This window comes from Bradyrhizobium sp. GW821-FHT12B03 (genome assembly GCF_058807535.1).
On sequence record NZ_JBXAQU010000026.1, the window covers coordinates 81,439 to 104,154 of the forward strand.

At 64.5% G+C, this 22,716-nt stretch carries 19 protein-coding genes; 11 read left to right on the forward strand and 8 right to left on the reverse strand.

The features are described 5' to 3' along the window. Positions 1 to 105: 105 nt before the first annotated feature. The 4 genes from AC1RUR_RS34715 to AC1RUR_RS34730 are packed head-to-tail and all read right to left on the reverse strand — an operon-like array spanning position 106 to position 3,759. Positions 106 to 645: a VOC family protein gene (locus AC1RUR_RS34715; RefSeq protein WP_492852497.1), complete on the reverse strand. Its 540-nt coding sequence runs from the start codon at positions 643 to 645 to the stop codon at positions 106 to 108. 25 nt (positions 646 to 670) lie between these two features. After that, complete coding sequence (locus AC1RUR_RS34720) at positions 671 to 1,639, reverse strand: Bug family tripartite tricarboxylate transporter substrate binding protein (RefSeq protein WP_492852499.1); 969 nt, start codon at positions 1,637 to 1,639, stop codon at positions 671 to 673. 11 nt (positions 1,640 to 1,650) lie between these two features. Continuing rightward, on the reverse strand, positions 1,651 to 2,544 hold the full coding sequence (locus AC1RUR_RS34725; RefSeq protein ID WP_492852501.1) for an MBL fold metallo-hydrolase: 894 nt from the start codon (positions 2,542 to 2,544) through the stop codon (positions 1,651 to 1,653). A 3-nt stretch (positions 2,545 to 2,547) separates the two neighbouring features. After that, positions 2,548 to 3,759 (reverse strand): ABC transporter substrate-binding protein, encoded by a 1,212-nt coding sequence (locus AC1RUR_RS34730; RefSeq protein WP_492852503.1) that lies wholly within the window; start codon positions 3,757 to 3,759, stop codon positions 2,548 to 2,550. Positions 3,760 to 3,921: 162 nt separating this feature from the next. On the opposite strand from AC1RUR_RS34730, the gene AC1RUR_RS34735 reads away from it, so the two are divergent. The 3 genes from AC1RUR_RS34735 to AC1RUR_RS34745 are packed head-to-tail and all read left to right on the forward strand — an operon-like array spanning position 3,922 to position 6,004. Further along, a complete protein-coding gene (locus AC1RUR_RS34735; protein WP_492852505.1) occupies positions 3,922 to 4,617 on the forward strand; it encodes a TetR/AcrR family transcriptional regulator in 696 nt (231 codons plus the stop codon). Continuing rightward, complete coding sequence (locus AC1RUR_RS34740) at positions 4,595 to 5,146, forward strand: carboxymuconolactone decarboxylase family protein (RefSeq protein ID WP_492852507.1); 552 nt, start codon at positions 4,595 to 4,597, stop codon at positions 5,144 to 5,146. Before AC1RUR_RS34735 ends, AC1RUR_RS34740 begins: the two co-directional genes overlap by 23 nt. 9 nt (positions 5,147 to 5,155) lie before the next feature. Then, positions 5,156 to 6,004: an SDR family NAD(P)-dependent oxidoreductase gene (locus AC1RUR_RS34745; protein ID WP_492852509.1), complete on the forward strand. Its 849-nt coding sequence runs from the start codon at positions 5,156 to 5,158 to the stop codon at positions 6,002 to 6,004. 208 nt (positions 6,005 to 6,212) lie between these two features. Here AC1RUR_RS34745 and AC1RUR_RS34750 read toward each other — a convergent pair whose 3' ends face one another. The 4 genes from AC1RUR_RS34750 to AC1RUR_RS34765 are packed head-to-tail and all read right to left on the reverse strand — an operon-like array spanning position 6,213 to position 8,752. Further along, the gene (locus tag AC1RUR_RS34750; RefSeq protein WP_492852511.1) at positions 6,213 to 6,722 is read right to left on the reverse strand and encodes a DoxX family protein; all 510 of its coding nucleotides are present in this window, start codon (positions 6,720 to 6,722) and stop codon (positions 6,213 to 6,215) included. Beyond that, positions 6,722 to 7,501 carry an HvfC/BufC N-terminal domain-containing protein gene (locus AC1RUR_RS34755; RefSeq protein WP_492852513.1) on the reverse strand — a complete coding sequence of 260 codons (780 nt, stop codon included), beginning with the start codon at positions 7,499 to 7,501 and terminating at the stop codon, positions 6,722 to 6,724. The genes AC1RUR_RS34750 and AC1RUR_RS34755 overlap by 1 nt, the downstream gene beginning before the upstream one ends. Then, positions 7,491 to 8,399, reverse strand: a complete 909-nt coding sequence (gene bufB, locus AC1RUR_RS34760) for an MNIO family bufferin maturase (protein WP_492852515.1) — start codon at positions 8,397 to 8,399, stop codon at positions 7,491 to 7,493. The genes AC1RUR_RS34755 and bufB overlap by 11 nt, the downstream gene beginning before the upstream one ends. A gap of 47 nt (positions 8,400 to 8,446) precedes the next feature. Further along, entirely contained in the window at positions 8,447 to 8,752 is a 306-nt protein-coding gene (locus tag AC1RUR_RS34765) for a BufA1 family periplasmic bufferin-type metallophore (protein ID WP_492852517.1), read from the reverse strand. Positions 8,753 to 9,064: 312 nt separating this feature from the next. Here AC1RUR_RS34765 and AC1RUR_RS34770 point away from each other — a divergent pair, with 312 nt between their 5' ends. From AC1RUR_RS34770 to AC1RUR_RS34805, 8 genes are all read left to right on the forward strand, one after another. Beyond that, positions 9,065 to 11,152: an adenylate/guanylate cyclase domain-containing protein gene (locus tag AC1RUR_RS34770; protein ID WP_492852519.1), complete on the forward strand. Its 2,088-nt coding sequence runs from the start codon at positions 9,065 to 9,067 to the stop codon at positions 11,150 to 11,152. A 227-nt stretch (positions 11,153 to 11,379) separates the two neighbouring features. After that, positions 11,380 to 12,219 (forward strand): shikimate dehydrogenase, encoded by an 840-nt coding sequence (locus AC1RUR_RS34775; protein WP_492852521.1) that lies wholly within the window; start codon positions 11,380 to 11,382, stop codon positions 12,217 to 12,219. A 25-nt stretch (positions 12,220 to 12,244) separates the two neighbouring features. Continuing rightward, positions 12,245 to 13,093 carry an amidohydrolase family protein gene (locus AC1RUR_RS34780; protein WP_492852523.1) on the forward strand — a complete coding sequence of 283 codons (849 nt, stop codon included), beginning with the start codon at positions 12,245 to 12,247 and terminating at the stop codon, positions 13,091 to 13,093. Positions 13,094 to 13,120: 27 nt separating this feature from the next. Continuing rightward, positions 13,121 to 14,275 carry an ABC transporter substrate-binding protein gene (locus AC1RUR_RS34785; protein ID WP_492852525.1) on the forward strand — a complete coding sequence of 385 codons (1,155 nt, stop codon included), beginning with the start codon at positions 13,121 to 13,123 and terminating at the stop codon, positions 14,273 to 14,275. Positions 14,276 to 14,539: 264 nt separating this feature from the next. Then, positions 14,540 to 15,739 (forward strand): toll/interleukin-1 receptor domain-containing protein, encoded by a 1,200-nt coding sequence (locus tag AC1RUR_RS34790; RefSeq protein ID WP_492852527.1) that lies wholly within the window; start codon positions 14,540 to 14,542, stop codon positions 15,737 to 15,739. Between the two features lie 2 nt (positions 15,740 to 15,741). Further along, entirely contained in the window at positions 15,742 to 20,730 is a 4,989-nt protein-coding gene (locus AC1RUR_RS34795; protein ID WP_492852529.1) for an NB-ARC domain-containing protein, read from the forward strand. Positions 20,731 to 20,759: 29 nt separating this feature from the next. After that, positions 20,760 to 21,344: a HutD/Ves family protein gene (locus AC1RUR_RS34800; RefSeq protein WP_492852531.1), complete on the forward strand. Its 585-nt coding sequence runs from the start codon at positions 20,760 to 20,762 to the stop codon at positions 21,342 to 21,344. A gap of 109 nt (positions 21,345 to 21,453) precedes the next feature. Then, complete coding sequence (locus AC1RUR_RS34805; RefSeq protein WP_492852533.1) at positions 21,454 to 22,662, forward strand: adenylate/guanylate cyclase domain-containing protein; 1,209 nt, start codon at positions 21,454 to 21,456, stop codon at positions 22,660 to 22,662. Positions 22,663 to 22,716: the final 54 nt, after the last annotated feature.

The window sequence follows — 22,716 nt, forward strand, 5'->3', positions numbered from 1 at the left end:
AGCCGGGATCTGCAATATCGTCGAGAATATCCGACCGGGGCCGCAATACAATTTCTATTTGGCGCCGGCCCGCGCTTCTCCTCGTCGCAGCGCCGGCGATGGACGTTACGATTTCGCGCCGCCGACCTCCCGGATCGGCCGCGAGCCGTCCCAGTTCATCGCCGCTTGCCGGACTTTTTCGAAGAACGGCCCCTTGGTGCCGCTGATATCGGAGATCTCGATCACGGTTCCCGGATGCGCCTGGGTGTCGAAATAGGCAAAGCGTCCCTTGTCGCCGCCAATCTGGCCCTCGTGGCCCACTTTGTAGCCAAGTCCGAGCGCCTTGTCGTAGAGCGCCTGGTAGTCATGGCTCCAGTAGGACATGTGCTGCAGGCCTTCGTGGCCGGCGTCGAGGAACTCTTTGTACAGCGAGGACGCATCGTTGCGCTGCTGGATCAGCTCGATCTGGAGGTCGCCGGAATTGGCCAGCGCAATGCTCATCTCGACGGCGGAGTCCTGGCCGCGATGGCGGAACCAGTCGGTCTTGACCCGGTCTATGTAGTACCAGGGGCCGACGCCCATGGTGTCGATCCAGTGTGTCATCGCGGCCTTGATGTCCCGCACCACATATCCGTTCTGGCGCACTGCGCCGAAGATGCGGCTCATGCCCGCGCTCCCTCTATTGCTTGGTTCATTTGACTTCGATGCCGGCATCCTTGGCGACCTGCTTCCAGGCCGCGATGTCGCGTGCGTTGATGTCGCGCTGCTCGTCGCCGGGGACGAATTGCGGCGTGATGCCGAGCCCCAAGAGCTTCGTCTTCACCTCGGCATCGCCGAGCGCTTCCTTCAGCGCCGCCGATAGTTTTTTCGCGATCGGCTCGGCAAGGCCGGCAGGGGCATACATCGCCCAGGACAGGCTGCGGTCGAACGGCACGCCCTGCTCCCTGTAGCTCGCGACATCGGGCAGGCTCGGCGAGCGCTCGCCGCAGGCCGCCAGCGCCTTGATCGAGCCGTCCTTCACCAGCGGCGTCGCGGTCGCCATGTCGAGCGTGGCCAGCGAGATGTGGCCGCCGAGCAGGTCGCCGGCGAGTTTCGCGATGCCGTTGAACGGCACGTGCTCCATCTTGATGCCGGTCTGCTGCGCCAGAATCTCCGCGCAGAACTGCCCGGTCGAGCCGACACCCCAACTGCCGTACTGGACCGGCTCGCCCTTCCTGGCGAGCGCGATCAGGCCCTTGATGTCGTTCGCGGCAAAATCCTTGGTCGCCACCAGCATGATCGAGGAGGTGCCGACGCGGCCGATCGTCGTGAAATCCTTGATCGGATCGTAAGCCAGCTTTGGATAGATCGCGGGAGCCAGCACATGCGTGGTCATGCCGCCGACGGTGATGGTGTAGCCGTCGTTCGGCGAGGTCGCGACCATCTGCGTGCCGAGCGTGCCGGCAGCTCCCGTATGGTTCTCGATATAGATGCTCTGTCCGAGCTGCTTGCCCATCTTGTCCGCGAGCAGCCGGCCGACCACGTCGCCGCCGCCGCCGGCCGCGTAGGGCAAGAGCATCCTGATCTTGTGGGTGGGGTAGGCGGCGGAATCCTCGGCGCGTGCCGGCAGCGCGGCAGACAGCAATGCGAGAAACGAAAGCGTGACCGTGCGCAGCATCATGATGGCATTCCCTAATCTTCGAAACGAAATCTGTAGGCATCGCCGTGCCGGATCACACGGCCCGCGGTCGGCGCCGGAAAATGGCCGGTGAGCAGATAGCTCGGCGTATCCGCGAGCTCCTCCAGCAGCGCCATCCGTGTCGCCACCGCCGCAGCCGGATCGACATCGGCGGCATTCGACAGCCACGGCGCCGCGCACTGGATCGGATGATGGATCACGTCGCCGGACATCACCGCATGGTCGTGGCCGCCATTGAGGTGGATTTGCATGTTGCCGGCGGTGTGGCCGGGTGCCGGCGCGAAGCGCAAGGCGGCGTCGCGGTCGCTGAACAGGCGATGGTCGGTCTCGACGAACTCGGCAAGCCCAGCCGCGACCACCGGCAGCACGGAATCCTCGAACGAGCCATGGTTCACCGGGCTCCTCGGCGCCGCATTGTGCGCGGCCTCGAAATGCCGGTACTCCTCGCGTCCCATCAGATAGCGCGCGTTGGGGAAGGTCGGTACCCAGCTTCCGTCGAGGAGCCGCGTGTTCCAGCCGACGTGATCGACATGCAGATGCGTGCACATCACGAAGTCGACCTCTTCCGGCGCAACGCCGAGCGCCTGCATGTTGTCGAGATAGGGCTGGTCGAGGTCGTTCCATACCGGCACGCGCGGCCGCTTCTTGTGATTGCCGCAGCAGGTGTCGACGATGGCGGTCCAGCGCGGCGTGCGTACGAGATAGGAGTGATGGCTGAGGATGAAGCGGCCGGTCTCCGGCTCGATATAGCGGTGATTGAGCCAGCTCCGGTTCTCCGCGATCACCGCGTCGGTGACGTTGGCGAACAGCCAGGTCTTGTCGAAGGCGAGCGAAGCGATCTCGCTGACGAGATCGATCCGCATGCTGCCGACCCTGACCTGCCGCATGCTTTAGTTCTTCAGGAGATCGCCGAACGGCACCCAGCGCGTGCCGTCGAAGCGAATCAGCTGGAGGCTCGTCATCGGCGTGGTGCGCTCCGGCGAGTTGCTCACCGCGGTGCCGTTGATCAGCATCGGCAGCTTGACGTCCTTGAGGCTCGTCGCCTGCTTCATCACATTGGCGCGGGTGAGGTCGTCGCCGGAGGCTTTCAGCACCGTCACCAGCGTCTGTGCGATGGTGTAGCCGTAGACGTTGAGCCAGTCACTCTTGTTGGCGTCGGGCAAATACTTGTCCATGAACGCCAGCCATTCCTTGTACCCGGCATCGTTCTTGTTGGCCGGGTCGGTTGCGTCCTTCAGATACTGGCTGGAAATGATGCCGGTGGAATTGTCCTTCCCGGCCGGCTCCAGCACGCCGCTGATCGAGGCCGAGACGTTGGAGATGATGGTCACAGGCTTCCAGCCGATCTCGCCGATCTTGCGGATCGCCTGCGCCGCGAATTTTGGCGTCGCAGCCACCAGCACCACGTCAGCGCCCGCGGTCTTCAGTTGCAGGATCTGCGTGTCGACCGTCGGCGCCGAGGTCTCGTAGGCCGCACGCGCGACGATGGCTTCGCCGCCGCCGAGCCCTTCTTCCAGCGCCTTCAGATAATCCTTGCCGAGATCGTCGTTCTGATAGAGCACACCGATCTTTGCATTGGCATGGCTCGCCTTGATGTATTTGGCGTAGGCGATCGCTTCGTCGCGATAGGTCGGCTGCCAGCCGACGGTCCACGGAAAGTTCTTGGGATCGTCCCACTTCGCCGCGCCCGAGCCCAGGAAGAGCTGCGGCACCTTGCGGTCGTTGAGATATTTGTGCACGGCGCTGTTGGTCGGCGTGCCGACGCCGCCGAAAATCAGCAGCACCTCTTCGCTCTCGACCAGCCGCCGCGTCTGCTCCACCGTCTTCGGCGGGCTATAGGCATCATCCGCGATGATCATCTGGATGCGCCGTCCGTTGACGCCGCCGTCGTCGTTCACTTTCCGGAAATAGGCCTCGGCGGATTTCGCGATCTGCGCGAACGCCGAGACCGGGCCGCTCAGCGGCGCGGTGGTGCCGATCTTGATGGTCCTGTCGTCGGCGCCGGGATCGTATTTCGCGTTCTGGGCTTGGACGGTGCCGGCTGCGAGCAGCGGCAACAGGATGCAGGCCGCACCCAGGCGAAGGCGGGCAAAGCGCGCCATGACATCGTCTCCCCAAATTGCTCTCCGCCTCTCAAGGGGCGGAATTGAAACGCGAGAACAGCGCCCGCGGACTTGCGGGCCGCGATCGTTCTCGCCAGGCTGGCAAACGAACGATCGTTCGTCCGGTTGACTAGCGAACGATCGTTCGTTAGTCAAGGCATCATGGCTGTCCACACCACCAGCGCGGCGGAAGCCGCCGCGCCCACGACCCGCGAGCGCATTCTCAACGAAGCGCTCCATCTGTTCGCGCAGAGCGGCTATGGCGGCGCCTCGATGCGCGAGCTCGCGCGCCGCGTCGGCATCCGTGAGAGCAGCCTCTACAATCACTTCGTCGGCAAGGCCGCGATCCTGGAAGCGATCGTGGCCGAGCACGGTCCGGCCAGCTCGGCGAGCCGGCTGGAGGAGCCGCGCTACAAGCAGCTGGCGCGGCAGCCCGCCGCGTTCTGCCGGCAGTTTGCATTGGACCTCGTCGCGCAATGGTCCGACCCGCGCGAGCACCAGTTCCAGAAGGTGATCACCGCGGAGCGCAACCGCGTGCCCGGCATCCGCGCCAAATTCGCCGATCATTTCTATGCGCGCGAGCAGAGCCTGATGACGGATTATTTCCGTGGCTTTGCGCTCGCCGGCCTGATTTCGACGCCGGATCCGCGCGAGACCGCGCGGCTGTTCGCGGCGGGCCTGATCTACATCCGTCTCGAGCATTACGTGATGGGCGCGACGCCGTCTGCGCGGCCGAAGGTGATCGAGGCGATCGACCGCTATCTCGCCTTCTTCCTGTCGCTGATCGCGGCAGGTGGCGAGGACAACAAGAAGCGCAAAGCCAAGGGAGAAACGCGTGGCAAGGCTGCCCCTGATTGACCCGGAGACGACGAGCGGCGACATCCGCGCCTCGTTCGACCGCATGCCGGTCAAGCTCAACATCTTTCGCATGATGGCCCATGCCGAGGCCAACATGATCCCGGCGATGCGGCTCGGCAATTCGATCCTGCACAAGCAGAAGCTCAGCGCTGTCAACCGCGAGCTGCTGATCCTCCAGGCCGCGCAGTTGGAGGGCGGCGCCTATGAATGGCGCCAGCACGTGCCGATCGCGCTCGGCGTCGGCTGCACGCAAGCGCAAATCGATGCGGTGGAGCGCAGCGATTATGACTCTGCCGCGTTGAGCGAGGCGGAGCGCGCGCTGCTCAAGTTCGGCCGCGAAGTGGTCGAGAACGTCCGCGTACCCGAGCCGACCTTCGCCGCCGCGCGAAAACATTTCAGCGATCAGGAGATCGTCGAATCCATCGTCGCGCTCGGCTTCTACATGATGATGGCGCGCCTCACGGAGGCGACCGAGACCGATCTCGATCCCGCGGCCGGCATGAAGGTCTATGACGGCGGCAAGAAATAGGCGGGTCGCATGGCCGAAAATTCCGAGAGCAAGCCGGAGCGTTACGTCCGTCCACCCAGCGCTGAATCATTGGGCGAAGCGCCGGGCAGGGGCCGCCTGAAAGGCCGCCGCATCCTCATCGTCGGCGGCGGCCAGCGCGTGTTCGACGCCGCCACCGATCCGATCGGCAACGGCCGCGCCATGAGCATTTTATGCGCGCGCGAGGGGGCGAAGGTTGCCGTGGCCGATCTCAACCGCAGCTCCGCCGGGCAGACGGTGAAGCGCATCACCGACGAAGGCGGCGAGGCCTTTGCCATCGCCGCTGACGTCACGAGCGAAGCCGACGTCGTCCGCATGATCGAGGAGGCGCATGGCGCGATGGGCGGCCTCGACGGCATGGTGCTCAACATCGGCACCTTCGGCAAGACCGGCCTCGATGCCGTCAGCCCCGAGGAGTGGAACAAAATCTACGACGTCAACGTCCGCGGCCCGATGCTGTGCTGCCGCGCAGGCCTGCCGAAGTTCGACGATGGCGGCGCCATCGTCTTCATTTCCTCGATCGCGGCGCTGAAGGCCGGCTCGCAGATGGCGGTGTATGATTCCTCCAAGGCTGCGCTCGGCGGCCTGATGCGCAACATCGCCCATCTCGGCGCGCGCCGCGGCATCCGCGCCAACCTCGTCTATCCCGGCCTCGTCGACACCCCCAACGGCCGCGAAGCCGGCGCCGGCCGTCCCTCGCGCGGCAAAGGCCACGTCCCCTTCGGCCGCCAGGCGACCGCCTGGGAGATCGCCTATGCCGTGTTGTTCTTCCTGTCGGACGAGAGCGTCTACGTCACGGCGCAGACGCTGGCGGTCGATAGCGGCCTGAGCGGGATGTGAGAGGCTAACGACGTCAACCACACCCACCGACGTCATCCCCGCGCAACCGCAAAGCGGTTGTCGCTGGAGGTGCTCACCCTGCGATGCATTCGCATCGCAAGGTGAGCCTCGAAGGATGGGCTACAGGCGCCCGCGGCCCATCCTTCGAGGCGCGCGAGGGCGCGCACCTCAGGATGACGGCGTGCTTGCGGACACAAAGGAGGGGGGCCTATTGCGCCTGCGATCGTGCGCGACAGATCAGATGATCGAGCGAGATGTTGCCGGGCCCGTAAGCCATGAGGGCCAGCGCCATCGCCGCCCAGGTGAGATGAATCGGCCAACCGTCGGGCACGGTGAGCTCGACGATGACGGTCATGAACAGGAGCCCGAGCGCGGCGAACCGCGTGCCGAGACCCAGCACCAGCAGGATCGGGAACATGATCTCGCCGCAGCCCGACAGGAAGGCCATCACCGCCGGCGCTGGAAAGTGGTAGGGCCCTCCGGGCAGATGCAGCATGAACTCGTCGCTGAACAGCGTCACCGCGGTGTCGTTGAGCTTCAGGAAGCCGCCCCATTTCAGCATGCCCGAGCGCCAGAACGGCACGGACAGCGCCACGCGCAGCACGAGCTGGACAAGCGAGGGAGTCGCAATCGTCTGCACCAGCTGATTGGCCTTGTCGACGAGCAGCCCGGGTGACGGCAGGCTGCCGCCGGTCGTCATGCGTTGGTCCGTGATCATCATGCGTCTCCAGCAGCAAGCGAGGTGAATGCGCCCGCCTCGATCAGGCCGGCGATGTTCGCGGCGATGTCGAATTCAGCCGATGCGTCGAACGCCGCCATTGCGGCCGCGCCGAGCGCCTGACCGGACATCAGGCTGGCGGCAAAGATCGCGCCGCCGGGCGGAAGGTGGCGTACCACGACGTCGAATTCGGGACGTGTGATCAGGGCGTCTTCCGGGGTGGACGCGTCGACGCGCGCGGTGGGCGCGTCGACGCGATTGGCGGCAAAGATCGTCACGACCGCATATGGCGATCGTACGATCCGTGTGGCCGGATGCGGTGCGAGAACGAGATCGCCAAGTCGCTCCGGCGCGATGGCGGACAGCCGCGCCGGCGACAGCGGCAGCGCGTCGGCGGCGTGATAGGCATCGAGCCAGGCCCGCTCGATCCGTGCGACGTCGGCAAGCCAGGGCATGTCCTGCGCATATTCGTAAGCTTCGATGAAGTCCGGAAAGTCGCGGCCATATTCGAACAGCAGCGGCGAGTCCGGCGGGGTGCTGCGGACATGGAAGCGTGCCATGGCGCGGAAGAAATCGGGTCCCGTGATGCGGTGCACCGCCGGGTAGATCGCAGCCAGCGTCTCGATCAGGCTGACCGTGACATTGTTGCGGTAGACGTCATAGCGTCGGCCTGCCGGCTTGCCGTTCCGGCCGGCCACGGCCATCGGCACCTCGCGCGCGGGGTCGAGCAGCGGCGGCGCGAAGGCTGCGGCAAATCCAAGGTCAGCATCACGCCGCATGGCGATCCTCCGCTGCCGCGGCCAGCTTGCAGCGATCGAGGATCGCCTGCGCGGCGGCGGCCTCGGCTCGCAGAATCGGCCATGCCGGGATGCTGCTGTCCCATTCGATCAGCGTCGGCAGGGGACCGCGCCGTGCGATGATGATCTCGAACAGCTTCCACACCGCATCGGCGACGGGGCCGTCATGGCTGTCGATGAGGAGGAGGTTGCCGTCATCGTCGGTCTGCTCCGCGTGACCGGCGAGATGAATCTCTCCGACGTGAGCAAGCGGAAAATCGGCGAGGTAGTCGAGCGCGGAGAAGCCGTGATTGGTCGCGGACACGAACACGTTGTTGATGTCGAGCAGCAGGCCGCATCCCGTGCGCGCCACGATGCGGCCAATGAAATCGGTCTCGCTCATCGCGGACTCGCGGAAGGTCAGGTAGGTCGACGGGTTCTCCAGCAGCAGCGGACGGCGGATCGCCTCCTGCACCTGGTCGATGTGATCGCAGACGCAGGCCAGTGTCGCCTCGGTATAGGGCAGCGGCAGGAGATCGTTGAAGAAGCTGGTCTCATGCGTCGACCACGCCAGATGCTCCGAGACCAGTGCGGGCTGGTAGCGCGCGACAAGGCTGCGGAAGCGCGCCAGATGCGTCTTGTCGAGCGGCTGGGGCCCGCCGATCGACATGCAGACGCCGTGCAGGGACAGCGGATGGTCGCGGCGGATCATCTCCAGCGCGCGATGCGGCGGTCCGCCGGCGCCCATGTAGTTCTCGGCGTGCACCTCGAAGAAGCCGGCTTGCGGGCCGGTTTCGAGAATCGCGGGAAGGTGCTCGGTCTTGAAGCTCGTTCCGGCGACACCGCCGATCGGACGTGAAAAGCGGAGCGGCACGGTGGCGGGCTTGATGGCCGTGATCATGGTACCTCTCCGCTTCCTTCGTGTGGCGTGATGGATCGGCCGGGCCGTCAGACCGGCTTCAGCGAGCCCTTCTTGCCGCCCGGTAGGTCGATGCTGGTGCAGGTGCCGCCCTGGACGAACTTCCAGGCGTTGCCTTGGAAATCGACGGTCGAGGTGCCCTGGCAGGTCGTGCCCGGGCCCGCGGCGCAATCGTTCTGGCCCTTCAGCGCGACGCCGAAGCACTTCTCCTTCTTGGCGGCGACGGCGGCCTCGGCCTCGGCCTTGGTCAGCGGGCCGGCGGCGGCAAGCGTCGCGAGCGCGGTCGACATGGCGCCGGCGAGAGCGAGCGTGGTGACAACGTGTTTGGCAGACATCGCAGTTCTCCTGTTCGAGATGGCATCGCCTGGCAGGCGAAGGCGCATGGTCTCGTTCGCCTCGCGCGCAGCCGGCGTTACTGCCGGGGTGCTCACGAGTCCGTGAGACCGGTTGGTCGGGGCGCCCGGTTGGTGCGCTTGGGCCGGGATTAACGGGCAAACGCCGGCGCCAATCCAATGCCTTGGCGCTATCGAGACGTTAGCCGGCGGGCATTGGCGGGGACGGCCCGCAGCTGCCAGAGGTAACGATTGACGGCCGGCGGCGTAGAACGATGTCAGATGATGCGCAGGCCCTGAGAAGGCAAAACGGCGATGAATGTTGATCCCGCACGGCGAATTCGGGAGATCGCGGGGCTGACCGTCAGCATCCGCCTCGCCGTGTCCGCGCTCGTTCTGGCCGCGATCCTGCTGACCGCCGCTCTGTCCAGCCTGTTGTGGTGGCGCACGGCGGAGGCGACCAGCCGGCAGCTGGCCTCAACCATCAACGAGCAGATCGTGGCGGCGGTGCGCAAGGAGGTCTCGGCCATCGTCGACGAGGCGCGCGCGGCGCACACCGCGATCCGCACCCTGTTCCTCCAGAACGTGCTCGACACCCGCGAGGCCGACAAGCGCGAATTCGTCTTTCTCTCGCAATTGCAGTCGCAGGCGACGATCTCCTGGGTTGCCTTCGGCTGGCCCGACGGTTCGTTCTTTGCCGCGCATAAGCTTGGCGATCGGCGGCTGGAAATGATGGAGATCTCGCTGACCGATCATCCCGGTCAGCGCCGCGTCGATGAATACGACGTCGTGCCCGGGGATATCGAATTCGCCAACCGCCGGTTCGAGCCGACTGATTTCCGCGTCGCTGACCAGGCCTGGTTCAAGGCCGGGCTCACCGCGGACGACCCGCAATGGTTCAGGGTCGCGGACCATCCGACCGGCGAGCGGCCGTCGATCGCCTTTGCCGGACCGATCGACGTCTACCAGGAGCGGCAAGGTGTTCTGGCCGTCGTCATCGAATATACGAGGCTCGCGCGCTTCCTGTCGCAGCTCGAGGTCGGGCGCACCGGAACCGCTTTCATCGTCGATGGCAGCGGCGATCTCGTCGCGGCCCCCGACAAGGAGGCCGACGAGCTGCATCCGGCGCGCGGCGATATCACGCTGCTCCCGCTGGCGCGCGCAGCGCTCGAAAAGGCAGGCGAGGCCGGCCGCAAGGAGGCCTGGCGGAGCCGCCTGACCTCGCGCGGCGCGGCCTACGAGGTCGCGCTGACGCCGCTGCCGTTTCCCGGCTGGTCGCTCGCCACCGTGATCCCGGAAGCGGAGTTCCTCGGGCCCGTCGAGACCACGCTTCGTCGCCTGATCCTCGGCCTTGCCGTCGGCGCCGTGCTCGCGGCGCTGGCGTCGGCGATGTTGGCGCGCTCCGTCATCGCCGCGCCGTTGTCGCGCGTCGTCGGCGAGCTTCGCCATGTCGAAGCGTTCGCGCTGGAGCAGGTCCGCCGCCACCCCTCGCGCCTCAAGGAAATCGCGAGCCTGTCGGGCGCGATCGCCGAGATGGCGGCCGGCCTTTCCGCTTTCCGAAAATTCATCCCGGCGGATCTGGTCCGTGCGCTCCTGCAACAGGGCGTCGAGGCAAGGCCCGGCGGCAGCATCCAGGAGCTCAGCGTGATGTTCATCGACATCGCCGGCTTTACCGGACTGTCCGAGCGGATGGGTGACCGCGTGGTGCCGCTGCTGTCGCGCTATCTCGACCTCACCTCGGAAATCATCGTCGCCGATGGCGGCACCATCGACAAATTTATCGGCGACGCCGTCATGGCATTCTGGGGCGCGCCGCAGCCGCAGGAAGATCACGCCTTGCGCTGCTGTCGCGCGGCGCTGGCTTGCCGCAGGGCGATGGACGAGTCCGGCCTTGTCGACGATCTCGGCCAGCCGCTTCAGATCCGCATCGGCATCAATTCGGGTCGCATGCTGGTCGGCAATATCGGCTCGGAGCTGCGACTGAACTATACCGTGATCGGCGATGCCGTGAACGTCGCCAGCCGGCTTGAAGGCGCCAACAAATCCTACGGAACGCGCATCCTGATCGGCGAGGCGACCGAACGCCTGGCGCGCGGGGGCATCCTCACGCGCGAGATCGAGAGCATCGCGGTTTACGGACGGGAGGAGGGGCTTTCCGTCCACGAGCTGGTCGGAATCGTGGATCAAGGTGTGACCGAAGCCGGCTGGATCGCGGATTACGAGCACGGTCTCGCCAACTATCGGGCGCGCCGGTTTGTCGCTGCGCTCGCCGATTTCGAAGCCGTGTTGCAGCAACGCGCGCACGATCGTCCCGCCGAGCTGATGCGCGGCCGTTGCTGGCAATTCATCGCCGCCGCGCCTGACGATGGCTGGCGTCCGGTCGCGGCATTGACGTCGAAATGACGCGCTGAAGCCGGCATTGCACGTGGGGATCGATGCCTGCCGGCCTTCGGCACCAGGTCCCCGGCATGCCGCACCCCCGCGAGATTCAGATTGCGCGAGCTGACCGTTCCGCATAATAGAATTGGACAAACGACCAAATAGCATGGTCGAGCGCCGAAAGGCGTGGCCATGGAGGAACAAGCTGCCCCGCGAAAATGCGCCGGCGGTCTCAGGGATGGAAGCGCAGCATGTCGCTGGACGGATTTGGACTTGCGGGTGTCATCGGCATGCCGGTCGCGCATTCGCGCTCGCCCGTCATTCACAATTACTGGCTGAAGGCGCACGGCATCCGCGGCACCTATGTGCCGCTGGCGGTGAAGCCGGAGCGGCTCGAGGACGCGCTCGACGGGCTGATCGCGCTTGGCTTCCGCGGCTGCAACGTCACCATGCCGCACAAGCAGACGGCGATGCCGCTGCTCGACCACGTCAACGAGACCGCAAAACGCATCGGCGCCGTCAACACCATCGTCGTCGAAGCGGACGGCACGCTTTCCGGATTCAACAATGACGGCAACGGTTTCGTGCAGAGCCTGCGCGATGCGAAGGCCGATTGGCGCGGCGATGCCGGGCCGATTTTGCTGTTGGGCGCAGGCGGCGCCTCGCGCGCGGTGGTCGTGGCGCTGCTGGAGAACGGCGCGCGCGAGATCCGTATCGCCAACCGGACCGCGGAGAAGGCGCAGGCGATCGCCAGGGAGTTCGGCTCCGCGGTCAGCATCGTCGCGTGGGACGACCGCGCCGCCGCGCTTGGCGATGTCGCCCTGCTCGTCAATTGCACCGATCGCGGCATGGTCGGCAAGGATGCGCTGGAGATCGACCTGTCGCGCTTGAGGCCCGAAACGCTTGTCGCCGATCTGATCTACACGCCGCTGGAAACGCCGTTCCTGGCGGAGGCCCGTGCGCGCGGCTGCGTCACCGTGAACGGGCTCGGCCTCTTGCTCAACCAGGCCCGGCTTGCCTTCAAGGCCTGGTTCGGAATCATGCCCGACGTGACGCCGGAGCTGATCAAGGCCATCGAGGCGACGTTCTGATACGAACACCGGGGAGTTTTGCGCCATGACAATGCCGGCGTCCCCCAGGATCGATTGCCACATCCACGCCATCGATCCCGTCCGCTTTCCCTATTCCGCCGACACGCCATACCGGCCGGGCGGTCAGGAGATCGCGCCCGCCGCGCAGCTCATCCGCGTGTTCGACGCCTTCGATGTCAGGCACGCGCTCGTGGTGGCCACCAACACCGGCTACGGCAGCGACAGCCGCATCCTGCTCGATACGCTGAGGCAGGGCGGCGGCCGCTTCAGGGGTGTCGCCGTCGTCGAGAACGACGTTGGGATCCGCGAGCTGGAACGGCTGAAAGCCGCCGGCGTGATCGGTGTCGCATTCAATGTGCCGTTCCACGGCGCCGACTATTATCTCAAGGCCGCGCCGCTGCTGGAGAAGCTGACCAGCCTCGGCCTGTTCCTGCAAATCCAGGTCGAGCAGGACCAGCTGCTCGATCTGTTGCCGCTGATCGAAAAATCACCCGTGCGTCTGGTGTTCGACCATTGCGGCCGTCCCTCGGTCGGGCAGGGGCTACAGGGCAAGGCCTTCCAGGCGCTGCTGGCGGTCGGCCGCGAGCGCGACGCGCATATGAAACTCTCCGGCTACTACAAGTTCTCGCAGCAGCCGCATCCTTACGAGGACACCTGGCCGTTCATCGCAGCGCTCGTTGACGCCTTCACGCTCGATCGCTGCGTCTGGGGCTCGGACTATCCGTTCCTGCGCGCCGCTGAACGGCTGGATTACGGCCCGCTGCTCGCGGTGCTGACAAGACTGTTTCCGGACGCGAGCGACCAGCATCGCCTGTTGTGGCGAACGCCGGCACGGCTGCTCGGCTTCGACGGAGCTGCAGACCAGACAAGATAACAACAGAGCAAACAGGGGAGGGACGTGATGAGGCATCTTAAAGGGAGGCTCGGTATCGCCATCGTGGCATCGCTGTGGGCGGGCGCGGCCTGCGCGCAGACCACGGTCTACATCCCCGACGTCATTGAGCTCTCCGGACCCGGCGCTGTGTCGGGCACCAATTGGCGTGACGGTGTTGCGCTCGCCGTCGAGGAGATCAACAATGCCGGCGGCATTCTCGGCCGGAAAATCCAGACCGAGCATCTGGACACCCAGAGCAATCCCGGAATCTCGCGCGCCCAGGTGCAGAAGGTTCTCGACAAGGACCCCTACGTCGTGCTCGGGCCGATCTATTCCGGCTCGGTCAAGGTCAACATGGCGCTGACGCAGCAGGCCGAGATCCCGCAGATCGTCGGCGCCGAGGCTGCCGACATCACCACGCAGGGCAAACCCTGGGTGTTCCGCACCGCCTTCGGCCAGCAATTCTCCATGCCCAAGATCGCCAACTATCTGCACGACAAGCTCAAGGTGAAGACGGTCGCGCTGGTCTGGGTCAACAATGATTTCGGCAAGGGCGGCCACGACAATTTCGTGAAGGAGATGAAAGCGCGCAATATCGAGATCGCCGCCGACATCTCGACCGAGCAGGGCCAGGTCGATTTCGGCTCCGACGTCATCAAGCTCAAGGGCGCCAAGGCGGATGCCGTGTTCGTCTACACCAACGAGGAGGAGAGCGCCCGCTTCCTGATCGAGGCGAAGCGGCAGGGCCTGACGACGCCATTGTTCGGCGAGACCACGCTGCTCAGCCAGAAGGTGGTCGAGCTCGCCGGCCCCGCCGCCAACGGCGTGCGCGGCCATGTCGGCCTGTCCGCCGACGCCCCGATCCCGGCCATCGAGGACTTCACGAAGAAGTTCAGCGAACGCTACAAATATCGGCCCGACCACAACGGCATCAAGGGCTACACCGCGGTCTATCTCGTCAAATACGTCACCGAAAAGATCGGCAAGTTCGACAGCAAGGCCTTTGGCGCCGCGATGAAAGGCCTGACGCTGACGCCGGACAAGGCGCCCGGCATGCTGATGGAAGCCAGCTGGGACCAGAACGGCGACATCGACCGCGCCAGCTTCCTCGCCGAGATCGTCGACGGCAAGCAGAAGATCGTCGAGACGCTGCCGAAGCTGAAGGCCGGCAAGGGCGAGTGAGGGTCACCTAGACCTGTAGCCCGCATGTCGCTTCGCTCATGCGGGCTACGAAACTGCGCGGTGTCTCCCCGATGATGCCACGGGCGTCGCACCTTCAATTGCCGATTGAAGGGCCGAGATTCGGTCCCCGGTAAGTTCCAGCCAACACCAATCGGAGGGGACTCGGAAAATATTCCGAGAAAGCCTCTTGCCGTTCCGATGCAGCCGAAGGAATATCCGTTCATTTTCTGCCACTTGAAATTGATTTCCTGCCCGGAGCGGCAAATGTCGGATCTGTTCATTTCCTACAGCAGCAAGGACGAAGTCTGGGCGAAGCGCTTTTTTAGCGATATCCGGACGCGCTTCCCGACCATCAAGCCATTCTTGGCGCCCAACTCGATTCCGCCCGGTGAGCAGTGGCGACCTGTCTTCCAGAATGAGGCCCGGGACTCGGCGAACTTCGTCGTTTTTTGGTCCTCAAATGCACATCAGTCCAACGAAGTTGCACCCGAGATCGAGGCGTTTCGGCAGCACCAGCAGACCAACCCGACGATGCCGGACGGCCGCAAGCGAAAGCTCTTCTACATCCCCCTGGAAAACGGCGTCGACTATGGTCCGCTGACCGTTCTCCAGGGCTTTACGGCTCTTCGCGGTGTCTATGACAAGATCGCAGGCGATCTCGGTGTCGCCAAGGTCGACGCGGCGCCAGCAGACGCAATCTGGTCTCGGATCGTGCGCGATATCGGCAATGCGGTTCTCGAAGGGTTGCCCTCGCAACCCGTCACGCTCGCACTGACGGTGCTGACATCCGAGCCCGCCGCCGGGGCGGACTATCTCGACAGGATCATCAACGACAAGATGGTCGCGAGCGAGCCGTCGCTAGGTGAGTTTCTGCAATCGGTTGGCTTGGCTCTGGCGGATGCAAAGGCGCGATACGGTGCGAGTGCGTTCGACTGGAAACCGTTCGGCACGGCCAAGACCATCATCGATCTGGCGCAGGATGTCCGGGAAAAGGTCAACGCGAGTCTCGATGCCGCCCATCGGTTTCATTGGCGGCCGATCGATCTTGTGGAGGAAGTCAAAAAGCTGCCGGACGCGGCCGCGGTACGGCGGTTCGTAGAGACGCTGTCCGACGGGCCCTCGGTCGTGGTCACCGATCCGGTTTCGCTGTTTCATCCCGTCGTTCAGAAAATCTTCCGTAGACTTGACGCCTACGCCAAGAAGCAGCAGTCGATGATCGTATCGATCTCGCCGGTCGAGGCGGTCGGTGCCTACCAGCTCTACAGCAGCCTGCTGGGCAACAGCAGGCCGGTTCTGGACGCTCATCTCATTCCGGAAATTCTCACCTTCGAACCGTTCGCGTTCTGCGGGATCGACGTCCAGCACGCCGTCCAGGTCGAGCGCCTGATCCGGAGCGGCCTCGGCTACTACTACTTCCAGAAGAAGCGGAGCGGGACGAATCCGCTGCTGACGCCGGGGAGCTAGCCATGATCTACACGTTCTACTCCTACAAAGGAGGCGTCGGCCGCTCCATGGCGATCGCCAACGTCGCCGAGACCTTCCACCAGATGGGCCTCCGCGTCGTCCTGATTGATTGGGATCTGGAGGCGCCGGGCCTCGAAACATTTTTCTGCCTGCCGGGCCATGAATCGGAACTTGCCGCGCTGCAGTCCCATCTGGGGCTGATCGACATGGTCGTCGCCTACAGGGATGCCTATCCCGGGTTCTCCGCGCAGAGGCTCAAGGCGCAGATCAAGCTGCGGTCCCCGGCGAGCGAACATGACTCCTCGCAGCAGACGACTATCGAAGCGGCGCAGGCAGCGGAACAGAACCGCAAGGTGCTGCTGGATGCCAATGTGCCGGAGTTTCTTCTTCGCGACATCGTCGAAAGTCCACAAGAGGAGCCTCCCGAGACGTTCGAGGCGTTCCTCGACAAGCTCTATTACGCGGTGAAGCCCCGCGCGTCGTCGCGAAATGTCGGTGGTGTCCTGGCTGGGTCCGTCTTCGGGCCGTTTCTGCAACAGCTACACGCGCCCGACAAAGGCGAGAACGGCGTCTTCCTGCTCTCCGCGGGTGCCCGACCCGCCGACAAGTTTGGCGACTATGCGGCGATGATCCAGAGCTTCGATTGGAGCGAGTTCTACGGTGCATACGAGGGACAGCAATATTTCTCCTGGTTTCGCGACCAGCTTCTCGCGATCGCCGACGTCGTCCTGATCGACAGCCGCACCGGCGTCACCGAAATGGGCGGCATCTGCACCCGCCACATTCCCGACGCCGTGGTCGCATTCTGCGCTCCGAATTTTCAGAACGTCGACGGCGTGGTGCGCGTCATTTCCGGACTGAACAAGCACGATGTGAAGCAGGCGCGTGATGATCGGGCGGTCCAGGCGCTGGTGATTCCGACGCGGATCGACAATTCGGAGTCCGATCGTCTCGCCGAGTTTTCGGCCAGCTTTGCCGACAAGGTCGAGCGGGGCGGTTTCGTCCCAGCGCCGTTCCAGGACATGGATCGGCCGCTCTGGAATCTCCAGATCCCTTACATCCCCCGATACAACTATCGGGAAGCGCGGGTGATCGGTCCGGACACCGCGCCTCCGGATCCGGCGACCCAGAAGCTCATCGACGCGTATCGTCGCATCGCGCTCCACCTCGCGCTGCTGGCGCCGGAGACCAGCCGCGTGCGCAGCGTATTCGCCGGCGAGATCCAGGCCGCATTTCCGTTCTTGTACAAACTCGCACCGCAGCTCGCCCCGCTGGTCGCGGACTCCTGGGTCGACCGTCCGGCGGCGATCAAGGAGCTCAAGGACGAGGTCGTGCGTGCGGCCTCCTCGCAACTGACGCGGCTGGCCGTGTGCGGTGGAGGCGGGACCGGAAAGACGACGCTGGTTGCAAAAGTCTGTAGAGACCCCGAGGTTGTTGACAAGTATCCGGGAGGTATCCTCTGGGTGAACGCCGACCGCCACTGGACGCGCGAGGCCGTTCAGGAATGGTTCCGGAAGATCTTCGGCGGCGGTCGTCAAAGCGGCGACGCCTGGCTCCAGAAAACTCTCGCGGATCGCCGTTATCTACTCGTCGTCGATGACGTCTGGTTGATGGAATATGTCGAGGAGTTTTTCAAGCTCGGGGCGCAATGCACGCAGATCGTCATCACCCGCGATGCGAGCGTCGCCGGCCGGTTCGAGGGGAAGGTGATCAATGTCGGGCCGCTCACGGAGGATCAGGCCCTTCAGGTCCTGAAGACCAACGATATTTTTCTGACGCCGGCGGAAAGCGCGCGCTACAAATATGCACGCGAATTGGTGACTTTGCCGCTGGGGGCAACCCTGGTGCGGTCGGCGCTCGATCGCCGCATCTCGCAAGGCGCGACGCTGTCGCAGGCCTGTGAGCAGCTCAGGGAAGAATTCGACCGTCACGACGTTGTGGCCTTCGATCAATTGCTGTCGGCAACGCGGAGCACATCAATTGCTCAGAGCCTCAAGGAAACCGTCTCGCGATTGAAGCCGGATGAGGAGGCTTTGCTGATCGCGATCGCCAAGGGCAAGCATGTCGAGACCGAGGGTGGTAAAGATTCGGTGGCGGCCCTGGCCCGACTCCAGCGTCTTGCCAATCTCGCTCTGGTCGATCCGTTGTCTCAGCCGGTGGCGCTGCATCCGTTGGTCCAGGCGTACTTGCTCACGGAGGGAAGGCTTGACGAGAAGCTGGGCGGCTGGTCGCGCAACGCAAAGATCGCCAGTTCGGCCGACAAGGCCGCCAGGCAAGGCAGGAGTGGGGAGGCCAACCCGACGGTCGAGCAGGCAAGGCGGATCATTCGGGGCGAAAATGCGACGCTCGATACGATCAGGGAGCTTGCCGAGCGCCTCAAGGAGGAGCGCTACTTTACCTACGCCAGGGAGCTCTTCGCGATCGCGAGCGAGCTTCCGGAGGCGAAGCGGCAGGAGCGCGTCCGGCTGAGATTGATTCAGAGACAGGCCTTGTGCACCTACCGCGATCCGGACCTTCCGGCGGAGACGCGGTTCGACGAGGCACTAAAGCTTCTCGAATCGGCAGACCTCCATGCGTCACGGCCGTCCTCGGAGACCCTCGGTCTCGCCGGCGCGCTCCACAAATACCGGTGGAAGCTGACCGGGCGTCGGCGCGACCTCGAACGGTCCGTCAGATGGTACGCCGCGGGCGCCGACCGCGATATCGCGGAAGACTGGGGTTACACCGGGATCAATGCCGCTTTCATGCTGGATGTTCTCGCTCAGCAGGAGCGCGAGGGTAGCCCGGACGACGCGGTTCGCCATGCCGCGGACGCTCGCACGATCCGTGAACGGCTGATCGCCGAGCTCGTGCCGGCCTCTGAAATCAAGGCCAATGCCGCACTCAAGACGAATTGGTGGTTCGTCGCCACGCTGGCCGAAGCCTGTTTCGGCCTGCTGCGCTACGACGAGGCACGCTACTGGCTGCGCGAGGGTCTGGCGCTCAATCCTCCGGATTGGGAGCTCGAAAGCACCACGCGCCAGCTGGTTTCGGTGGCGACCGCGCAGCAGCAGGACCTGTCCGAGGGAAAGGAAGCTTATCGCACGCTGCAGATCTTGTTCGGCGATGCCGTCCACGCCATGCGCGGGGCGACGATCGGCAAGGTCGGCCTCGCGCTGTCCGGGGGCGGTTTCCGCGCGTCGCTGTTCCACATCGGCGTTCTCGCGCGCATGGCCGAACTCGACATGCTGCGCTATGTCGAGGTCCTGTCCTGCGTATCCGGAGGATCGATCGTCGGCGCGCACTATTATCTGGAAGTGCGCCGTCTGCTGCAGGAAAAGCCGGACACCGAGATCACGCGTCAGGATTACATCGACCTGGTGCAGCGTGTTGCGCGCGACTTCGTCGAGGCGATTCAGGAAAACCTTCGCCTGCGGCTGTTCGCCAACTGGTTTGTCAACTTGAAGTCCCTGATCGTCCCCGGCTATACGCGAACGACGCGACTTGGCTTGCTATTCGAACAACACATCTATTCGCGCGTGCGCGACGGGCACAAGGATGGACGCCGTTGGCTGAACGAATTGCAGATCGCGCCCGAAGGCGGCCGCAGCGACTTCAACCCCAAGGTGGACAATTGGGATCGCGCCGCAAAGGCTCCGATCCTGCTGCTGAACGCGACGACGTTGAACACCGGCCATAACTGGCAGTTCGCGGTCAGCTGGATGGGTGAGCCGCCTCTGGGCGCGAGCTCTCCCGTCGACCGCAACGATATCCTTCGCCGCATGTATTATTGGGAGGCGCCGCTGGACCATCGGCGTGTTGCGTTGGGCGAGGCCGTTGCGGCATCGGCGTGCGTGCCGTCGTTGTTCGACCCCGTCGAATTGCGAGGATTGTATCCCGACCGCATCATCCGCCTGGTCGATGGCGGCACGCACGACAATCAGGGGATCGTCGGGCTCCTGGAGCAGGAATGCACCGTGATGCTCGTCAGCGATGCGAGCGGGCAGACCGGTAGTGAAAACGTGCCAAGCGGCGAGGTTCTGTCGGTAAGTCTGCGCTCCAGCGACATCCTGATGGCCCGCGTGCGGGCATCCGAATTCCGTGAAGTCGATCTGCTTCGGCGCGGTTCGGCGCTGAACGGCCTCGCATTTCTACACCTCAAGAAGGGGTTGGACGCCAGTCAGATCGACTGGGTCGATTGCCAGGATCCGACGGAAAACGAGGCGATCAGGGAGCAGAACGCCTCGAAGCCGTTGACCAGTTACGGAATCCCTCGGTCCGTCCAGTCGCGACTGGCTGCCATCCGCACCGATCTCGACGCGTTTTCCGACAGCGAGGCCTATGCCCTGATGCTGAGTGGCTATCGCATGATGACGGACGAGGTGCAGACCAGCCTGTCCCATCTGTCGTTCAGCGACGAATCGAAGGTCCAATGGGACTTCCTTGCCGTCAGGGATATCGCCCTGAGAACGTCCAACAAGGAACTGGAACACGCCGATCTGCTGAAGCAGCTCGATGTCGGCTCCAGGCTGCTTTTCAAGGTGTGGCAGCTCTGGCCCGTGCTGCGCTGGCTCGCAATCGCGATCTCGATCGGCGCGGGTCTTGCCGGGATTACGGGCTTGCGAATGGTTCTCAAGTTGGCCTGCTCTGGGCCAACGATGTGCGAGATGCTCAAGGGGACGACCGGCAGCATTTTGCTCGACTGGCTCACCGCGCCACCTGCCGACATCGGCTGGTGGCTGCTTTCCACCGCGGGCGTGGCACTGGCGCTGGCGATCCTGCTGGTCCTGTTCATGACCGTCGTGAGCGCACTGCTATGGCTGCTCCATTATCTCTTCGGGACCGAGAAGGGCGCCACTGTCATCGTTACAGGCGTCTTCATGGTGGTGGTCGGCTGGCTGATCGCGCTGGTGCATCTTTTCCCGCTGAACTGGTTCTATTTGCGATACGGCCGGATCAAGCTATCGTCGCCCAAATCAGCCGTTCCCGCGCAACATGAGCGGATCGGCTGACGTGCCTTGTTCCGGACAGTCTCCACCACATGAAAACCACGCTGCTCAAATCCGAAGATTACACCCGCTCGCCCTGGAAGAACGGTGGCGGCATTTTTACCGATATCGCGGATGCCCATCGCGCAGGTAGCCCGACGAAGGATTGGGACAGCCTGCTGTGGCGCTTTGCGTTCACGCCGATCGTGGCGCCCGGCCCGTTCTCCTACATGCCCGGCATCGACCGCCTGCAGATGGTCGTCGAGGGGCGCGGACTGGTGCTGAAGGCACCGGGACGGGAATTCGACGAGCGCGAACCTTTCACGACCGTGCGCTTCACCGGCGAGCTCGAGATCGTGACCGAGCTCGAGGCAGGTCCGGTCGAGGTCGTGAACCTGATGGCCCGGCGCGGTGCGGCCGAGATCGAGCTTCTGGCGCTCCGGGAGCCCGGGAAGCGGTCATTGCCTGCCGGCACGCATCTGGTTTACGCGGTGTCCGGCAATTGCAGCATCCGTCTCGATAACGGGGAGTTTGTCATCCCCGATGGCAGCACGCTGAAGGCGGAGCTGACCGAGGCAGCGCAGCTGACGCTCGTTTCGGGGCTTGCGGTGCTAGGCTCGATCCAGCTGGCCGGCTAGATCGCAATCGCCTTGCTGATGCGCACGATCCGGGCAACTGGCCAGGTTGACGCGGCCCGGCCGGCGCACGATATCTCCCCACGTGCAGACCGCCGCGAAGGGGCAGGATATGACCACGCCAGACAAGAATCCCGCCACGACGCTGTCCGACGGCGTCGTCGACTGGCTGACCAACGGCACGCGCGACGAGCGCTTCATCGACAATATCTTTGCGCAGATGTGCATCCGCCTCCAGCAGGCCGGCATTCCGCTGAAGCGGTCGACGCTTCATGTCCTGATCCATCATCCGCAATGGCTGGGGGCCCGCTTCATGTGGTCCGACGGCATGCGCGAGGCCGAGATCGCGCGGGTCGATTACGACGTGCGCGAGCGCTCCGAATTCATCGGCAGTCCCGCCAGCGAAATGTTCGAGGGTGCGACCGAGGTGCGCGAGAATCTGGAACGCGATCCCGCGCTCGGCCGCAAGCACGCCCTCTATGACGAGATGCGGACGAAAGGCCTGACCGACTATGTGGCCTGGCCGCTCTACCACACCCTCGGCAAGCGCCATCTCGTCACCTTCGCCACCGACCGGCCCGGCGGCTTCGACGAGGCGCATATCGCCGCGCTGAAGAAGCTGTTGCCGGTGCTGGCGCTGGTCAGCGAGATCCGCATCAAGAACCGCCTGGCGCGAACCCTGCTGGAAACCTATGTCGGCGCCCACGCCGGCGAGCTGATCCTCGCCGGTGCCACCAGGCGCGGCACCGGCACCACGGTGCGCGCCGCCATCATGATCTGCGACTTGCGCGATTTCACGAAAATCTCCGACAACTGGCCGCGCGACGACGTCATCGACCTGCTCAACGACTATTTCGACGCGATGTCCGAGCCGATCGCGCGGCACGGCGGCGAGATCCTGAAATTCATCGGCGACGGCCTGCTCGCGATCTTCCCGCTTCACGAGCCCAATGCCTGCGCAAATCTGCTGCATGCCGTCACCGAAGCCCGAGCGGCCATGGCCGCACTGAACGAGCGGAACAACGGCACCGGCCGCGCGCCGCTCAACTACGGCATCGGCGTCCATGTCGGCGACGTCATGTACGGCAATATCGGCTCGACCACCCGGCTCGACTTCACCGTCATCGGCCCCGCCGTCAACATGGCCTCGCGTCTCGAAGCGCTCACCAAGCAGCTTGGCAAGAAGGTGCTGCTGTCGCGCGACTTCGCCGAGCTGGTGGAGCCGAAATTCGAGCTGGAGCGGGTCGGCCAGCACGCGGTGCGCGGCTTCAGCGATCCGATCGAGCTGTTCGCGTTTGAGCCGGGCTCCAGCGCGAGCTGACGCGAACGCCATCGGCAAATCTGCGATCGGGGAGTCTTGTTGCCAACGCGGGAA

Excerpts from the sequence above, each read along its gene's own strand:
- AC1RUR_RS34715 (WP_492852497.1), bottom strand. The coding sequence starts at position 645 with ATGAGCCGCATCTTCGGCGCAGTGCGCCAGAACGGATATGTGGTGCGG.
- AC1RUR_RS34720 (WP_492852499.1), bottom strand. The coding sequence starts at position 1,639 with ATGATGCTGCGCACGGTCACGCTTTCGTTTCTCGCATTGCTGTCTGCC.
- AC1RUR_RS34725 (WP_492852501.1), bottom strand. The coding sequence starts at position 2,544 with ATGCGGCAGGTCAGGGTCGGCAGCATGCGGATCGATCTCGTCAGCGAG.
- AC1RUR_RS34730 (WP_492852503.1), bottom strand. The coding sequence starts at position 3,759 with ATGGCGCGCTTTGCCCGCCTTCGCCTGGGTGCGGCCTGCATCCTGTTG.
- AC1RUR_RS34735 (WP_492852505.1), top strand. The coding sequence starts at position 3,922 with ATGGCTGTCCACACCACCAGCGCGGCGGAAGCCGCCGCGCCCACGACC.
- AC1RUR_RS34745 (WP_492852509.1), top strand. The coding sequence starts at position 5,156 with ATGGCCGAAAATTCCGAGAGCAAGCCGGAGCGTTACGTCCGTCCACCC.
- AC1RUR_RS34750 (WP_492852511.1), bottom strand. The coding sequence starts at position 6,722 with ATGATCACGGACCAACGCATGACGACCGGCGGCAGCCTGCCGTCACCC.
- AC1RUR_RS34755 (WP_492852513.1), bottom strand. The coding sequence starts at position 7,501 with ATGCGGCGTGATGCTGACCTTGGATTTGCCGCAGCCTTCGCGCCGCCG.
- bufB (WP_492852515.1), bottom strand. The coding sequence starts at position 8,399 with ATGATCACGGCCATCAAGCCCGCCACCGTGCCGCTCCGCTTTTCACGT.
- AC1RUR_RS34765 (WP_492852517.1), bottom strand. The coding sequence starts at position 8,752 with ATGTCTGCCAAACACGTTGTCACCACGCTCGCTCTCGCCGGCGCCATG.
- AC1RUR_RS34770 (WP_492852519.1), top strand. The coding sequence starts at position 9,065 with ATGAATGTTGATCCCGCACGGCGAATTCGGGAGATCGCGGGGCTGACC.
- AC1RUR_RS34775 (WP_492852521.1), top strand. The coding sequence starts at position 11,380 with ATGTCGCTGGACGGATTTGGACTTGCGGGTGTCATCGGCATGCCGGTC.
- AC1RUR_RS34780 (WP_492852523.1), top strand. The coding sequence starts at position 12,245 with ATGACAATGCCGGCGTCCCCCAGGATCGATTGCCACATCCACGCCATC.
- AC1RUR_RS34785 (WP_492852525.1), top strand. The coding sequence starts at position 13,121 with ATGAGGCATCTTAAAGGGAGGCTCGGTATCGCCATCGTGGCATCGCTG.
- AC1RUR_RS34790 (WP_492852527.1), top strand. The coding sequence starts at position 14,540 with ATGTCGGATCTGTTCATTTCCTACAGCAGCAAGGACGAAGTCTGGGCG.
- AC1RUR_RS34795 (WP_492852529.1), top strand. The coding sequence starts at position 15,742 with ATGATCTACACGTTCTACTCCTACAAAGGAGGCGTCGGCCGCTCCATG.
- AC1RUR_RS34800 (WP_492852531.1), top strand. The coding sequence starts at position 20,760 with ATGAAAACCACGCTGCTCAAATCCGAAGATTACACCCGCTCGCCCTGG.
- AC1RUR_RS34805 (WP_492852533.1), top strand. The coding sequence starts at position 21,454 with ATGACCACGCCAGACAAGAATCCCGCCACGACGCTGTCCGACGGCGTC.